This is a genomic window from Curtobacterium sp. VKM Ac-2887 (genome assembly GCF_015350935.1).
Classification (GTDB): domain Bacteria; phylum Actinomycetota; class Actinomycetes; order Actinomycetales; family Microbacteriaceae; genus Curtobacterium.
Genome location: NZ_JADKSB010000011.1, coordinates 38,724 through 52,773, shown reverse-complemented (window position 1 = coordinate 52,773; position 14,050 = coordinate 38,724). Strand labels below are relative to the sequence as shown.

At 70.0% G+C, this 14,050-nt stretch carries 13 protein-coding genes; 5 read left to right on the top strand and 8 right to left on the bottom strand.

The genetic code is table 11. The features are described from left to right. Positions 1 to 28: 28 nt before the first annotated feature. The 3 genes from ITJ69_RS13645 to deoC all read right to left on the bottom strand — a co-directional run bounded on the left by ITJ69_RS13645 (position 29) and on the right by deoC (position 2,532). Entirely contained in the window at positions 29 to 580 is a 552-nt protein-coding gene (locus ITJ69_RS13645; RefSeq protein WP_159571406.1) for a type IV toxin-antitoxin system AbiEi family antitoxin, read from the bottom strand. A 109-nt stretch (positions 581 to 689) separates the two neighbouring features. After that, positions 690 to 1,643 carry an ROK family protein gene (locus ITJ69_RS13640; RefSeq protein WP_194673013.1) on the bottom strand — a complete coding sequence of 318 codons (954 nt, stop codon included), beginning with the start codon at positions 1,641 to 1,643 and terminating at the stop codon, positions 690 to 692. 157 nt (positions 1,644 to 1,800) lie between these two features. After that, positions 1,801 to 2,532, bottom strand: coding sequence for a deoxyribose-phosphate aldolase (gene deoC, locus ITJ69_RS13635; protein ID WP_131880096.1), 732 nt, complete (start codon positions 2,530 to 2,532; stop codon positions 1,801 to 1,803). A gap of 43 nt (positions 2,533 to 2,575) precedes the next feature. On the opposite strand from deoC, the gene ITJ69_RS13630 reads away from it, so the two are divergent. The 4 genes from ITJ69_RS13630 (at position 2,576) to ITJ69_RS13615 (ending at position 6,774) form a co-directional block, all read left to right on the top strand. Then, positions 2,576 to 4,108 carry an SDR family oxidoreductase gene (locus ITJ69_RS13630; RefSeq protein ID WP_123294425.1) on the top strand — a complete coding sequence of 511 codons (1,533 nt, stop codon included), beginning with the start codon at positions 2,576 to 2,578 and terminating at the stop codon, positions 4,106 to 4,108. Next, a complete protein-coding gene (locus ITJ69_RS13625; RefSeq protein ID WP_132100356.1) occupies positions 4,105 to 4,689 on the top strand; it encodes a GDSL-type esterase/lipase family protein in 585 nt (194 codons plus the stop codon). Before ITJ69_RS13630 ends, ITJ69_RS13625 begins: the two co-directional genes overlap by 4 nt. Beyond that, positions 4,689 to 5,123: a DUF6804 family protein gene (locus tag ITJ69_RS13620; protein WP_194673012.1), complete on the top strand. Its 435-nt coding sequence runs from the start codon at positions 4,689 to 4,691 to the stop codon at positions 5,121 to 5,123. The genes ITJ69_RS13625 and ITJ69_RS13620 overlap by 1 nt, the downstream gene beginning before the upstream one ends. Positions 5,124 to 5,220: 97 nt before the next feature. Next, the gene (locus ITJ69_RS13615; protein ID WP_123294423.1) at positions 5,221 to 6,774 is read left to right on the top strand and encodes a stealth conserved region 3 domain-containing protein; all 1,554 of its coding nucleotides are present in this window, start codon (positions 5,221 to 5,223) and stop codon (positions 6,772 to 6,774) included. A 715-nt stretch (positions 6,775 to 7,489) separates the two neighbouring features. Here ITJ69_RS13615 and ITJ69_RS13610 read toward each other — a convergent pair. The 5 genes from ITJ69_RS13610 to ITJ69_RS13590 all read right to left on the bottom strand — a co-directional run bounded on the left by ITJ69_RS13610 (position 7,490) and on the right by ITJ69_RS13590 (position 12,868). After that, positions 7,490 to 8,449, bottom strand: coding sequence for a phosphodiesterase (locus ITJ69_RS13610; RefSeq protein ID WP_123938020.1), 960 nt, complete (start codon positions 8,447 to 8,449; stop codon positions 7,490 to 7,492). Between the two features lie 163 nt (positions 8,450 to 8,612). Next, a complete protein-coding gene (locus ITJ69_RS13605) occupies positions 8,613 to 10,301 on the bottom strand; it encodes a cytochrome b (RefSeq protein WP_131880102.1) in 1,689 nt (562 codons plus the stop codon). Continuing rightward, positions 10,301 to 11,365: a ubiquinol-cytochrome c reductase iron-sulfur subunit gene (locus ITJ69_RS13600; protein ID WP_111084029.1), complete on the bottom strand. Its 1,065-nt coding sequence runs from the start codon at positions 11,363 to 11,365 to the stop codon at positions 10,301 to 10,303. The genes ITJ69_RS13605 and ITJ69_RS13600 overlap by 1 nt, the downstream gene beginning before the upstream one ends. A 33-nt stretch (positions 11,366 to 11,398) precedes the next feature. Further along, entirely contained in the window at positions 11,399 to 12,208 is an 810-nt protein-coding gene (locus ITJ69_RS13595; protein WP_123294420.1) for a cytochrome c, read from the bottom strand. Positions 12,209 to 12,229: 21 nt separating this feature from the next. Beyond that, positions 12,230 to 12,868, bottom strand: a complete 639-nt coding sequence (locus tag ITJ69_RS13590) for a cytochrome c oxidase subunit 3 (RefSeq protein ID WP_111084027.1) — start codon at positions 12,866 to 12,868, stop codon at positions 12,230 to 12,232. Positions 12,869 to 12,938: 70 nt separating this feature from the next. Between ITJ69_RS13590 and trpD the strand changes: the two genes are divergently transcribed. Continuing rightward, positions 12,939 to 14,003 carry an anthranilate phosphoribosyltransferase gene (trpD, locus tag ITJ69_RS13585; RefSeq protein WP_194673011.1) on the top strand — a complete coding sequence of 355 codons (1,065 nt, stop codon included), beginning with the start codon at positions 12,939 to 12,941 and terminating at the stop codon, positions 14,001 to 14,003. Positions 14,004 to 14,050: the final 47 nt, after the last annotated feature.

Here is a 14,050-nt window from a genome sequence, read left to right as displayed (position 1 = left end):
CGCGCGCTGAGCACGGCCCGAGCCCGCGTCAGCGTGCGCTGAGCAGCCCGCGCAGCCGCCGTTCGGCCTGCCGCGCCATCGGGATGGTCCCGAGGCCGCTCAGGCGCGCGTGCAGCTCGTCCACGGACACCGCCCCGATCGTCAGCAGGCCGTCGACGGCCGCTGCCCGCTCGAGATCCCAGTCACCCGGGGTGCGGAGCAGGTCGACGGCGGTGCGCGCCGGCGTCGTCACGACGGTCTGCACGGACCCCAACCGGACCACGTCGACGGGCTGGAGCGCGACCTCGCGCAGGTGCAGGCCCGGCCCGACCGCGATGCGCAGCTGCGGTGGGACGCTCGCCTCGATCGGGTCCGGTGGCCGCGACGCCGCGCCCCAGACCCACGCAGCGGTCCGGCCGGAGGCGACGAGCCGCGCGTCGCCGAAGACCCACGATGCCGCGGTCGCGCGCAGCGCCGGGTCCTGCGGCGTCGCGGGGGAGGCCCAGCACGGCCCGACGGGCACCAACTCGCCCGCGAGCACGGCAGCGCGCAGCTCCGCTTCGGGCCAGTCGTCCGTGGTCAGGAGACGGGAACCGGGCACCCCGTCATCCTGCCGGACACCGACACCCGGCCGACACCCCCTGTGGAGAGGCCGGGCACGTCGGCGTCGGCAGCGCAGGGCGTCGGCGCAGGGCGTCGGCGCGGTCCGCTCAGCGCAGGACGTCGGCGCGGTGCACGAGTGCCGCCGCGCCGATGAGCGGGCCGTCCTGCGACAGCGCCGTCGGCACGATGCGCAGCTTCGTCACGAACCCGAACTCGACGCGCTCCGCCACCGCTTCGCGTGCGTACTCGAACAGGTCCGGCGTGACGTGGGAGAACCCGCCGCCGATCGCCACGACCTCGAGGTCGACGAGGCTCGTCGCCGCCGCGATCGCCTGCCCGAGCGCCCGGCCGCTGCGCTTGACCGCGGCGACCGCGATCTCGTCGCCGGCCGCGTACGCCGCCGACAGTTCTTCGCCGGTGGACCCGTCGAACCCCTGGCGCTGCGCCCAGGCAACGGTCTTCGGGCCGCTGGCGATCGCCTCGAGGCAGCCGGTGCCGCCGCACGCGCACGGATCGTCGTAACCGCCGCACTCCACGTGCCCGATGTGCCCGGCGTTGCCCGTCGGGCCGCTGACGGTCCGGCCGTGCAGGATGAGGCCACCGCCGACGCCCGTCGACACGATCATGCCCATGACGTGGTCGTACCCCTGGGCCGCACCGACCCAGTGCTCGGCCAGCGTGATCGCCAGGCCGTCCATGCGCAGCGTGACCGGCACGCCCTCGGGCACGAGCGCGGCGATGCGGTCGCGCAGCGGGTGGCCGCGCCACACCGGCATGTTGAGCGGAGAGACGAGGCCGTGCTCCTCGTCGACGGGGCCGGCCGAGCCGACCCCGACGCCGACCAGGGTCGCGTCGGTCGGGACCGTGGCGAGCGCGCTCGTCACGACCTCGTCGACGGCGGCCTGCAGCTCGTCGGACGTGCGCTGCGGCCCGGTGGGGCTGCGGAAGCGCGTGCCCGGCAGGACGACGCCCTGGTCGGTGACGAGCGCGGCCTCGACCTTGGTGCCGCCGAGGTCGACGGCGAGTGCGAGGGCGGGGGACTGGGGTGCGGTGCTGGACATGCGCGCTCCGATGCGGCGGTCTGGAGGCCCGGGGCGGCTCCCGGACGCGGCGTCGCGTCCGGTGGGCCCCGGCCTGGCAGGTGGTGGGTCGGTCGGGTCAGGTCGTCGTGCGGTGGATCAGGTCGTGTCGCGGTGGGTCAGGTCGTGTCGCGGTGGGTCAGTAGGAGCTGGTGTCGTCGCCCTGCGACGACGCGGCACCGGTCTCGACGCGGTGCGCGACCTCGTCGAGGATGCGCGCGGACGCACTCGTGCCGATGCGGTTGGCCCCGGCGTCCACCATCTCGAGCAGGGTGTCGAGTCCGCGGACACCGCCCGAGGCCTTCACGCCCGTGTCGGCACCGACCGTGCGGCGCATCAGTGCGATGTGCTCGGTCGTCGCCCCGCCGCCGGCGAACCCGGTGGAGGTCTTCACGAACGCGGCACCGGCGGACTGCGCGGCACGCGAGGCTGCGACGATCTCGTCGTCGGTCAGGAACGCGGTCTCGAGGATGACCTTGACGACGGTGGACCCGGCTGCGTCGACGACGGCGCGGACGTCCTGCTCGACGCGCTCCCAGTCGCCGGACTTCGCGGCGCCGATGTTCTGAACCATGTCGAGCTCGAAGGCGCCGTCGGCCAGGGCCTGCAGCGACTCGGCGACCTTGGCCGCGGTGGACGTGGTGCCGTGCGGGAAGCCGATGACCGTCCCGACGCCGACGCCGGTGCCCCGGAGACGCTCGACGGCGTAGGCGACGTCGCTGGGCCGGACGCACACGCTGAAGACCCGGTACGCGGCGGCTTCGTCGAGCTGGGCGTCGACGTCCGAGCGGGTGAGCTCGGGCTTCAGGATCGCGTGGTCGATGAGGCCGCGGACGGCATCGGCGGTGACGGGGAAGGCTGCGTTGTCCACCCGGCAAGCCTACCCGTCAGGCGTGCCGCGTAGCGTTCCGGGCATGCAGGTCCTCGTCACCGGCGCCACCGGGTACATCGGCGGTCGTCTCGTCCCCCGTCTCCTCGAAGCCGGACACTCCGTGCGCGTGTTCGTGCGCAACCCCCGGAAGCTCCAGGACGTCCCGTGGAGCAGCGACGTCGACGTCGCCGAAGGAGACCTGCAGGACGCCGACGCGGTCCGCGCCGCGGTCGACGGCGTCGAGGCCGTGTACTACCTCGCCCACGCGATGGGTGCCGACGGCGACTTCGAGTCCGCGGAACGGCAGGCGGCCGAGACGATGGCGCACGAGGCGAAGCGTGCCGGCGTCAGCCGGTTCGTCTACCTGGGCGGCCTGCACCCCGACGGCGACCTGTCGAAGCACCTGCGCAGCCGGAAAGAGGTGGGGGAGATCCTGCTCCACTCCGGCGTGCCGACGATCGCCTACCAGGCCGGCGTCGTCATCGGTTCCGGCAGCACCTCGTTCGAGATGATCCGGCACGTGACCGACGTCCTGCCGTGGATGCCCGCACCGCGGTGGGTGCGCAACCGCATCCAGCCGATCGCCGTGCGCGACGTCCTGTACTACCTGGTCGCGGCGCTCGACGTCCCCGCCGACGTCAACCGCACCTTCGACATCGGCGGGCCGGACGTCCTGCGCTACGGGCAGATGCTCAACGGCTACGCGGTCGAGGCGAAGCTGCGGCAGCGGCCGATCACGGTTCTGCCGGTGCTCACCCCGCGCCTCGCCGCACACTGGTTCAACGCCGTCACCCCGATCCCACGCAAGCTCGCGACGCCGATCATCGAGTCGCTGCAGTTCGAGTGCGTCCAGCGCGAGCACGACATCGACGACGTCGTCCCGCAGCCCGAGGGCGGGCTCACCTCGTACCGCCGCGCGGTCCGACTCGCACTGAACAAGATGCGCTCCGGCGAGGTGCAGACGAGCTGGCGGAGCGCCACCCTGTCGAGCGCCTCCGCCGACCCGATGCCGACCGACCCGGACTGGGCCGGCCACACCGTCTACGTCGACGACCGGAAGCGCCACTCGACCGCCTCGGCAGAGGACGTCTGGCGCGTCGTCGAGTCGATCGGTGGCGAGAACGGCTGGTACTCGTTCCCGCTGGCCTGGGTCGCGCGCGGCTGGATGGACAAGGTCGCCGGCGGCGTCGGGCTCAGCCGTGGTCGTCGCGACCAGGACCGACTCGAGCAGGGCGACGCCCTCGACTGGTGGCGCGTCGAACGCCTCGAGCGCGGTCACTACCTGCGGCTCCGCGCCGAGTTCAAGTCACCCGGGCGCGCCTGGCTCGAGATGACCGTGACCCCGAACCCCGAGGGCGGCAGCGACTACCACCAGCGGGCGATCTACTTCCCGCAGGGTCTGCCCGGCCGGCTGTACTGGTACGGGATCCTGCCCTTCCACGGGATCATCTTCCCGGGCATGGTCGAGCGCATCACCGCGGCCGCCGAGCGCGAGTCGGACAACACCGAGTCGACGCAGCGCAACCGGACCCAGCACAATGGGAGTCCGGAACCGGCGAACGAGGAGGCAGCATGACCGAGGAACGCAGTCCCGTCCTGTTCCTGGGGGACAGCATCACGGCCCAGGGGTCGTGGGACAGCTGGCTGCCCGACGAGCAGACCCTGAACCAGGGCATCAGCGGCGACACGACGGACGGCGTGCTCGCACGGCTCGACGCGGTCGTCGCCGAACAGCCCGAGGTGATCGTGCTGCTGATCGGCACGAACGACTTCGGCAACCACCGGGCGAGCGCGGAACACGTCGTCCGCAACGTCGAGACGATCCTCGTCACCCTGCGGCGCGAGCTGCCCGGTGTCCGCCTGCTGCTCGTCTCCGTCCTGCCCCGCCAGGCCGAGTACACGGCGAAGATCGAGGAAGCGAACCGGCACCTGCGGCAGTTCGTCGCGACCTGCCACGCGCAGTACCTCGACGCCTGGCCCGCGCTGGCCGACGGCGAACACCTCGACGACCGGTTCACCGACGACGGCCTGCACCTCACCGACGAGGGCTACCGGGCCTACCTCGGCGAGCTGGTCCCCGCGCTCGAGCGTGTGCGGGGTCTCCCGCCGATGTCCCGGTCCTTCACGGCCATCGACCTCGACGAGGCCCCCGCCTGATGGCTACCCGCAAGGGACGACCCCCGGTGGGGTCGTCGCAGAACGGCGTGCCCGCCGCACCGGTCCGACCGACCGCGGGGACGACGAACACCCATGCCACCCCGGGGTTCACCCGGCCGGCACTCGCGCCGTCGCTCATCGCCGCGATCGTCCTGCTCGCCTGCGTGGCGATCATCGACTCGTCCGGCTTCGTCTTCGCCCGCTGGGGCATCACGGTGCTGTCCCTCATCGTGCTCGTCTTCGCGGTGCGCGGGAAGACGTGGTGGGCCGCCGTGCTGATGGCCGCCGTCGCCGTCTGCTGGAACCCCCTGGTCACGGTGCCGATCCCCGGCCAGGTGTGGGCCGCGTTGCAGATCCTGGCTGCCGCCCTGTTCATCGTGGTGGGCATCGCCGTCAAGGTGCCGCGCGAGGCGGACGCACCCCGGGCCTCCTGACCGGCTCCGCTGACCGCCTGCGGAACCGACCGGGCGGGCGGACGGTAGGATCGCAGGGTCGGGTACAGGACCCGGCAGCACGACCCGAAGGGCATGGATGAACGACGAGACCGAGCCGGTGACCGAGAGTCCTCTGCTGACCCCTCGACCGTCCTCCGGCGGTCTCGACCGGCCCGACGTCGTCGTCCGCAAGGGGCGCCTGACGCTGCTCAACGGCCACCTGACGCCGCAGCAGTCGATGATCGAGGACCTGTTGTTCCTGGACGACGCGCTGACCGAGGCCGACGTCGACCACCTGCTCATCCGCGGCAACGACGAGCGTCCGGTCATCGCGATCGACGAGCGCGACCGCCAGCGTGCGGAGAGCGCCGTCATGGCCGCCGCCGTCAACGAGCCGTTCTACGCGAAGCCGCCGGGGGAGCCGGCCGTGCTCGTGCAGGACGACGGTCTCGGGCCCGTCGACGAGCCGGTACTGCGCGTGTTCCGCCCGCGCCTGGAGCCCCTCGGTCGTCTGCGCTACGGCGCCGAGACGAGCGTGCAGCTCGAGTTCTGGCGACTCACCGACACCGAGGTGCTCGCACCCGTCGAGAACGCCCTGATGCGCCGCAGCCTGCCGGTCGACGAGTTCGTGCTCGTCGACATCGAGCGCTACGGCCGTACCTGGCGCACCGTCGAGCACATGTTCGACGACCACGTCTCCGACATCCGGTTCCCGATCGACATCGTCTTCTCGTGGGTCGACGGCAACGCCATCGAGTACCAGCGCGCCCGCCAGGCAGCGCAGGCGACGGCCGTCCTGGGCGAGGGCGACGACGCCCCCGCACGGTTCCGCCAGATCGACGAGCTCAAGTACGCACTCCGCTCGGTACACACGTTCGCACCGTGGATCCGCCAGATCTACATCGCCACCGATTCACCCGCTCCGCACTGGCTCGCCGACCACCCCAAGGTCCGCATCGTGCGCAGCGAGGAGTTCTTCGCCGACCCGTCCGTGCTGCCGACGCACAACTCGCAGGCCGTCGAGTCGCAGCTGCACCACATCCCGGGCATCAGCGAGCACTTCATCTACTCGAACGACGACATGTTCTTCGGCCGCACCGTCGACCCCTCGGTGTTCTTCAGCCCGGGGTCGGTGTCGAAGTTCATCCTCGCCACCACCCGCATCGGCCTCGGCGTGAACAACGCCGCGCGCAGCGGGTTCGAGAACTCCGCGCGGGTCAACCGGCGCCTGTTGCAGCAGCGGTTCGGTGCGGTCACCACCAGGCACCTCGAGCACGCGCCCACCCCGCTCCGTTCGTCGATCATGACGGAGATGGAGCACGAGTTCGCCGACGAGTTCCGTGCCACGGCGGCGTCGCGCTTCCGTGCTGCCGAGAACATCTCGGTGACCAACTCGCTCTACCACTACTACTCGTTGCTCACGGGTCGGGCGATCACGCAGGAGAACGCCGACGTCCGCTACATCGACACCACGATGCAGTCCGGGCTGCGGTCGCTCGACGAGTTGCTCAAGAAGCGGAACGCGGACTTCTTCTGCCTGAACGACGGCAGTTTCCCGGAGGTCAGCGACGAGGAGCGGACGCAGCGCGTGACCGACTTCCTCGAGCGCTACTTCCCCTTCCCCGCGCCGTGGGAGCGCCCCGGCGCTTAGGACGCGCCAGCGTCCTGCCGGGGCGCTCCGGGCGAGCCTGCGAGCCCGGCGCCGAAACCCAGCGACGCGCTCCGGGCGAGCCCGCGAGCCCGGCGCCGAAGCCCAGCCACGCGCTCCGGGCGAGCCCGCGAGCCCGGCGCCGAAACCCAGCCACGGCTCCGGGCTCGGCGCCGACCGCCGTCCGCCGACCGGTCACGGCCTGTCGGCGCCCGCCCCGTCAGACGACGCAAGCTGACCACTCGACACACGTCTCGCGGTGGGTCATGACCACCGGCCGGACGGGAGGCCCGTGGCGGCCCCGCCACGCGCCTCCCGACCGCCCCGCCCCGTCGCCGACCGGTCACGGCCTGTCGGCACGCGCGCCGTCAGACGACGCAAGCTGACCACTCGACACACATCTCGCGGTGGGTCGTGACCATCGGCCGGTCAGGAGGGCCGGGACGGACTCGCCACGCGCCTCCCCACCGCCCCGCCCCGTCGCCGACCGCCGACCGGTCGCGGCCTGTCGGCGCCCGCCCCGGCAGACGACGCTAGCTGACCGCTCGACACACGTCTCGCGGTGGGTCGCGACCACCGGCCGGACGGCGGGAGGCCCGTGGCGGCCCCGCCACGCGCCTCCCGTCCGCCGTGGGCGCACGCCCACCGCACATGGTGAGCACAAATGGTCGGGTCCGCACTGCGGACCCGACCATTGCTGCTCACGAAGTGCGGCGACCTACCGGTGGACGGGGGAGACCGGCACCGAGTCGAGCGTGAAGACCGGGATGCTCGAGGTCACCGGAGCCGGCTCGACCGCGGGCGGGATCGTGACCCCGTGCGCTGCGAGTCGGGCCTCGGTCTCGACGGCCGACACCGGTTCGCCGACCGTGGAGTAGTGCCCGATCGGGACGACCGAGTGCACGACGTTGTGGCCGTAGACGTGCACCAGGTTGAACGACTGCGCGCCGTCCCGCCCACGCGTGCCGCCCTGGAACTCGGTGAGGTCCTGCGTGTAGCAGGTGGCACTGGCGACCGACACGGGGATGCCCGCGAAGACCGCGCTGGTCGAGTAGTGCAGGTGGCCGGCGATGATGGACAGGACGTCACTGCCCTCCAGCACCTCGGCCAGGGCCTGCTGGTCGCGGAGCTCGACGAGGACGGTCAGGTCCTGCACGCTCGGCACGGGCGGGTGGTGCATCGCCAGGATGGTGCCGTGCGGCGCAGCCTCGGACAGGACCTCGGCCAGCCAGTCGAGCTGCTCGGGGGAGACCTCGCCGTGGTGGTGGCCCGGGACACTCGTGTCGAGAGTGATCACCCGGAGACCGTTGACGTCGTAGACGAAGTCGACCGGACGGTCGGTGGGGTGCAACCCGAAGAGCTCCTGACGGAACGCGCCGCGCTCGTCGTGGTTGCCCATCGCCCAGATGACCTGGGCACCGATCCGGCGGGCAGCTGGCTCGACGATCTCGCGGACGCGGGCGTAGGCACCCGGTTCGCCCTTGTCGGCCACGTCGCCGGTGACGACGATCGCTTCCGGCCGGGTGCCTGATGCTTCGATGTCCGCGACGATCTCGGTGAGCCGTGCGGCGGAGTCGACCCCGCCGTACAGATCACCGTCGCCGGAGACGAGGTGGGTGTCGCTGAGGTGGAGGAGGAAGTGGTTCGGCCTGGGGTGTTCGGCCGTCCGGCTGTCCATCGGGGTCTCATTCCGTTGGCGGATGCGTGGTGCAACACGTTGCCACACCGTCCTGGATGAGTCCAGCACGTGTCGGTGAACCAGCCGTGAACTGGGGGCGGCGTTTCGCCCATCGCACGAAGAAACCCCCGCCACGTGGTGGCGGGGGTTCCTGTCGTCGTGCTTAGTGCTTTTCCTCGACCTGCGGGGCCTGGTGGCTGCCCTCGAGGTCCGGGCCGTGGTGGGCGGCGTGCGCTGCCTCGAGCTCGGCCTTCGAGACCGGCTCGATGCGGTCTTCGAAGAAGAAGCGGGAGACGCTCGCACGGGCCTTCTGGACCACGGTGATCTGCCCCTTGGCGTTCGGGCGGATCATGAGCGGCTTGTACTCGTTGAACTGCAGCAGCTTCCAGCGCTCGTATTCGTCGAGCTGCTCGTGCACCTCGATGTACTCACCGTGGGGGAGTCGGACGATGCGACCGGACTCGTAGCCGTGCAGGACGATCTCGCGGTCCTTCTTCTGGAGTGCGAGGCACACGCGCTTCGTGATCCAGAAGGCGACGAACGGGCCGAGGACCGTCGTTGCCTGGATCACGTGGATCACGTGTTCGATCGACACCAGGAAGTGGGTCGCGATGATGTCCGACGACGCCGCAGCCCAGAGGCTGGCGTAGAGCGTGATGCCGGCGGCACCGATCGCCGTGCGGGTCGGGGCGTTGCGCGGGCGGTCCAGGATGTGGTGCTCGCGCTTGTCGCCGGTGATCCACGACTCGAGGAACGGGTACAGCAGGATCGCGAGGATGAGCAGCACCAGGACCGCGATGGGCGCCAGGATGTTGAACGACACCGTGTAGCCGAACCACACGACCTCCCAGTGCGGCGGCACCAGACGCAGTGCGCCGTCGGCGAAGCCGATGTACCAGTCGGGCTGGGTACCGGCGGAGACCGGCGAGGGGTCGTACGGGCCGTAGTTCCAGATCGGGTTGATCGTGAACATCGACGCGATGAGGGCGATGATGCCCGCGACGATGAAGAAGAACCCGCCGGCCTTGGCGGCGAACGCCGGGAGGATCGGGACACCGACGACGTTGTCGTTGGTCTTGCCCGGGCCAGCGAACTGGGTGTGCTTGTTGATCACGACGAGCACGAGGTGGACACCGAGCACCGCGACGAGGATCGCCGGCAGCAGCAGGATGTGCAGCGTGTAGAGGCGGCCGACGATGTCGGTGCCCGGGAACTCGCCACCGAAGAGCAGGTAGGCGATCCAGACGCCGATCACCGGGACGCCCTCGATCATGCCGACGATGATCCGCAGACCGTTTCCGGAGAGCAGGTCGTCGGGGAGCGAGTAGCCGGTGAAGCCCTCACCCATGGCGAGGACCCAGAGCAGGAAGCCGAAGACCCAGTTGAGCTCACGCGGCTTGCGGAAGGCACCGGTGAAGAACACGCGGGCCATGTGCAGCATGATCGACGCCACGAACAGCAGGGCTGCCCAGTGGTGGACCTGGCGGACGAAGAGCCCACCGCGGATGTCGAACGAGATGTCCAGCGTGGACTGGAGCGCCGTCGACATCTCGACGCCCTTGAGCGGGACGTACGAGCCGTTGTAGACGACCTCGGCCATGGAGGCCTGGAAGAAGAACGTCAGGAACGTGCCGGAGAGCAGGACGACGACGAAGCTGTACAGCGCCACCTCGCCGAGCATGAAGCTCCAGTGGTCCGGGAAGATCTTCCGGCCGACTTCCTTGACGAGCCCCGAGATGCTGGTGCGCTCGTCGATGTAGTTGGCGACCCCGCCGATGATGCGGGATCCGCGCTCCGGAGCCGGCTTGTTGGCCGTGCTGCTCGGTGCCGTGGTGGTGGGGGTGCTGGTCATCAGCGTTCACGCTCCCAGAAGGACGGTCCGACCGGCTCGTGGAAGTCGCTCTGGGCAACCAGGTAGCCGTCGTCGTCGATCGCGATCGGAAGTTGGGGGAGGGGGCGTGCGGCCGGACCGAAGATGACCTCGCAGTTGTTCGAGACATCGAAGGTGGACTGGTGGCACGGGCACAGCAGGTGGTGCGTCTGCTGCTCGTAGAGCGCGACCGGGCATCCGACGTGGGTGCAGATCTTGGAGTACGCGACGATGCCGTCGTAGCCCCAGTTCTCGTGGCCCTTGGACGGGTTGAGGTCCTTCGGGTCGAGACGCATGAGGAGGACGGAGGCCTTGGCCTTCTCCTCGAGCATGTGCTCGGAGTCGAGCATGCCGTCCGGGATGACGTGGAACACCGAACCGATGGTCACGTCCGAGGCCTTGATCGGCAGACCCGTCGGGTCCTTCGTCAGGCGCAGGCCCTGCTTCCAGAAGGTGTGGCGCAGGAGCTCGTTCGGGTCTTCGGCCGGAGCGAGGTCGCGGACCAGGACGATGCCCGGCAGCGGGAACGCAGCCAGCGCACCGATCATCGAGTTGCGGATCAGCTTGCGACGGCTGAAGCCGGACTCCTTGTCGGCCAGCTGGAAGGCCTCGACGGCCTTGGCGCGCGTCGCGTCCGTGCCGCGGGTGCCGTGGCGGAGCTCGGTGATCTCGCGGTCGACGACGAGCGACTTCGACCAGTAGACCGCGCCGAGGCCCAGCGCGATGAGTGCGAGGGCGATCGAGAGGCCGAGGAAGAGGTTCGCGGTGCGGACCGTCCCGAAGTCGTTCGAGTCGATCGGGAACGCGACGTAGGCCGCGATCGAGAGGACGCTGCCGACGATCGAGAGGTAGAAGAAGGTCGCGACCTGACGCTCGGCCAGGCGCTGCTTCTTCGGGTCGACGTCGGTGCGGCGCGCGCGGTGCGGCGGCTCACCCGGGTTCTCGAACGGGTCGGTGGGCAGCACCGCGATCCCGGGGGAGGTGGTCGTGCCGTGCTTCTCGACAGCCGAGGACGAGTTCAGCGTCTCGTCGTCGTGCTCTGCCATGGTGTTCCCTTCAGTGTCGTTCGACACGGACGATCAGTTGGACTTCGCGGTCAGCCAGACGGTCATCGCGACGACCGCGCCGAGTCCGAAGATCCAGATGAACAGACCCTCGGCCACCGGGCCCAGGGAGCCGAGTGCGAACCCGCCGGGCGACTTGTTGTCCTGCACGTACTTGAGGTACGTGATGATGTCGGCCTTCTGCTCCGGCGTGAGGTTCAGGTCGTTGAAGACCGGCATGTTCTGCGGGCCGGTCTGCATCGCCTCGTAGATGTGCTTGCCGGAGACCGTCGACAGGTTCGGTGCGTACTTGCCCTCGGTCAGGGCACCGCCGGCGCCGGCCACGTTGTGACACATGGCGCAGTTGATGCGGAAGAGCTCGGCCCCCTCGGCCGCGTCGCCGTCCTCACCGTTGGTGAGCTCGGTGGACGGGACGGCCGGGCCGGGGCCCAGCGAGGCGACGTACTCGGCGAGGGCGTCGACCTGCTCGTCCGTGAACTGCGCGGGCTTCTCTTCGGCCTGCGGACCCTGGGCGGCCATCGGCATGCGGCCGGTGCCGACCTGGAAGTCGACGGAGGCGGCGCCGACACCGATGAGGGACGGACCCTCGCTCGTGCCCTGGGCGGAGAGGCCGTGGCAGGTCGCGCAGTTCGAGGCGAAGAGCTTCTGGCCCTCGTTCACCTTCGACTGGCTGGTCGCCGCGACGGTGCTCGTGCTGTCGTCGGCGTTGGCCGTGGAGCTGAAGAGCGCGTACGCACCGCCGGTGGTCATGAGGCCCACGACGATGAGCGAGACGGTCGCCATCGGTGAACGGCGGCCCTTCTTGGTCTTGGTTCTGTTGAACATGTGCTCGGGGGTGTCCAGTTCCTACTTGAGAAGGTAGATGACGGCGAAGAGGAAGATCCACACGACGTCGACGAAGTGCCAGTAGTACGACACGACGATGGCGGTGGTCGCTTCCTTGTGACCGAAGTTCTTCGCGGCGAAGCCGCGGCCGAGCGTCAGCAGGAAGGCGATGAGGCCACCCGTGACGTGGAGGCCGTGGAACCCGGTCGTCATGTAGAAGGCCGAGCCGTAGGCGCTGGAGGAGAGCGTGACGCCCTCGTGCCAGAGGTTGGCGTACTCGAAGATCTGGCCGCAGACGAAGATCGCGCCCATCGCGTAGGTGACGAAGAACCACTCCGTCATGCCCCAGTGGCGCGGGTTCCAGCTCGTGCGGTGCACCTGGAAGCGCTCTGCAGCGAACACGGCGAACTGGCACGCGAAGCTGGACAGCACCAGGATGATCGTGTTCACCGAGGCGAAGGGCACCTCGAGCTTGGAGGTTTCGGCCGCCCACAGCTCGGGGGACGTGCTGCGCAGCGTGAAGTAGATCGCGAACAGGCCGGCGAAGAACATGACCTCGCTGCCCAGCCACACGATCGTCCCCACGGCAACGGCGTTCGGCCTGTTCAGGGCCGGACCGCTGGCGGATCTGGAGAGAGGGGTGCTAGTCACGTCCTCCATTATGGCCGAAACCCCAGACAGTGTTTTCGCAGGAGACTGGCGGGTCTCTCGAATTCACTACGATCGAGCCATGCCTGACGCACTCTCTTGGCCTGCAGTGATCAGCGCGCTCATGGCGCGCGAGGACCTGACGATCAGGCAATCCACATGGGCCATGGAGGAGATCGTGCACGGGCGCGCCACCCAGGCACAGATCGCCGCGTTCGCCGTGACGCTCCGCGCGAAGGGCGAGACCGTCGACGAGGTGGTCGGGTTCCGCGACGCGATCCTCGACGCCGCCGTTCCGCTGGACGTCGACCCGATGGCGTTGGACATCGTCGGCACGGGTGGGGACGTGGTCGGCACCGTGAACGTCTCGACCATGGCGGCGATCGTCATCGCCGCCGCCGGGGTGCCCGTCGTGAAGCACGGCAACAAGGCGAGCTCGTCGAAGTCCGGTTCGAGCGATGTGCTCGCCGCTCTCGGCCTCGATCTCACGATGGACGCCGCGCGTGTCGCGGACACCTTCCGGCGTGTCGGACTGACCTTCGCGTTCGCCAACGCGTTCCACCCGGGCTTCGCGCACGCCGGGCCGGTCCGCCGCGAGATCGGCGTGCCAACGGTGTTCAACTTCCTCGGGCCGCTCGTCAACCCCGCACGGTGCGAAGCGAACGCCGTCGGTGTCGCGCAGCTCGAACTCGTGCCGATCATCACGGGCGTGTTCCAGACCCGCGGCGCGACCGCCCTGGTGTTCCGCGGGGACGACGGCCTCGACGAGCTCACCACCACCGGCCACAGCCACATCTGGGAGGTCACCGGCGGGCGCATCATCGAGCACGACCTCGACCCGCGCGACCTCGGCATCGCACGTGCACGCACTGAAGACCTCCTCGGTGGTGACCCCGAGCACAACGCAGCCGTCGTGCACCGCGTGCTGTCGGGGGAGACGGGCCCGGTGCGCGACATCGTGCTGCTCAACGCCGCAGCGGGACTGGTCTCCTTCCGTCTGGCGCAGGACCCGGCCGAGTCCGACCGACCGATCCTGCAGCGCTTCCGCGAGCAGCTCGCGGTGGCCGCCGAGGCGATCGACTCCGGCGCCGGTACCCGCAAGCTGGCGGACTGGATCGCGGTCCCGACCGCGACCGACGCGGAGTAGACGCAACTGACGGGAGGCCCGGTGCCGGTTCCAGGAACCGGCACCGG

Bases quoted from the DNA above. Each gene is read 5' to 3' on its own strand.
- ITJ69_RS13610 (WP_123938020.1), bottom strand. From the start codon at position 8,449: ATGGACAGCCGGACGGCCGAACACCCCAGGCCGAACCACTTCCTCCTC.
- ITJ69_RS13600 (WP_111084029.1), bottom strand. From the start codon at position 11,365: ATGGCAGAGCACGACGACGAGACGCTGAACTCGTCCTCGGCTGTCGAG.
- trpD (WP_194673011.1), top strand. From the start codon at position 12,939: ATGCCTGACGCACTCTCTTGGCCTGCAGTGATCAGCGCGCTCATGGCG.
- ITJ69_RS13640 (WP_194673013.1), bottom strand. From the start codon at position 1,643: ATGTCCAGCACCGCACCCCAGTCCCCCGCCCTCGCACTCGCCGTCGAC.
- ITJ69_RS13605 (WP_131880102.1), bottom strand. From the start codon at position 10,301: ATGACCAGCACCCCCACCACCACGGCACCGAGCAGCACGGCCAACAAG.
- ITJ69_RS13620 (WP_194673012.1), top strand. From the start codon at position 4,689: ATGGCTACCCGCAAGGGACGACCCCCGGTGGGGTCGTCGCAGAACGGC.
- ITJ69_RS13615 (WP_123294423.1), top strand. From the start codon at position 5,221: ATGAACGACGAGACCGAGCCGGTGACCGAGAGTCCTCTGCTGACCCCT.
- ITJ69_RS13590 (WP_111084027.1), bottom strand. From the start codon at position 12,868: ATGGAGGACGTGACTAGCACCCCTCTCTCCAGATCCGCCAGCGGTCCG.
- ITJ69_RS13630 (WP_123294425.1), top strand. From the start codon at position 2,576: ATGCAGGTCCTCGTCACCGGCGCCACCGGGTACATCGGCGGTCGTCTC.
- ITJ69_RS13595 (WP_123294420.1), bottom strand. From the start codon at position 12,208: ATGTTCAACAGAACCAAGACCAAGAAGGGCCGCCGTTCACCGATGGCG.
- ITJ69_RS13625 (WP_132100356.1), top strand. From the start codon at position 4,105: ATGACCGAGGAACGCAGTCCCGTCCTGTTCCTGGGGGACAGCATCACG.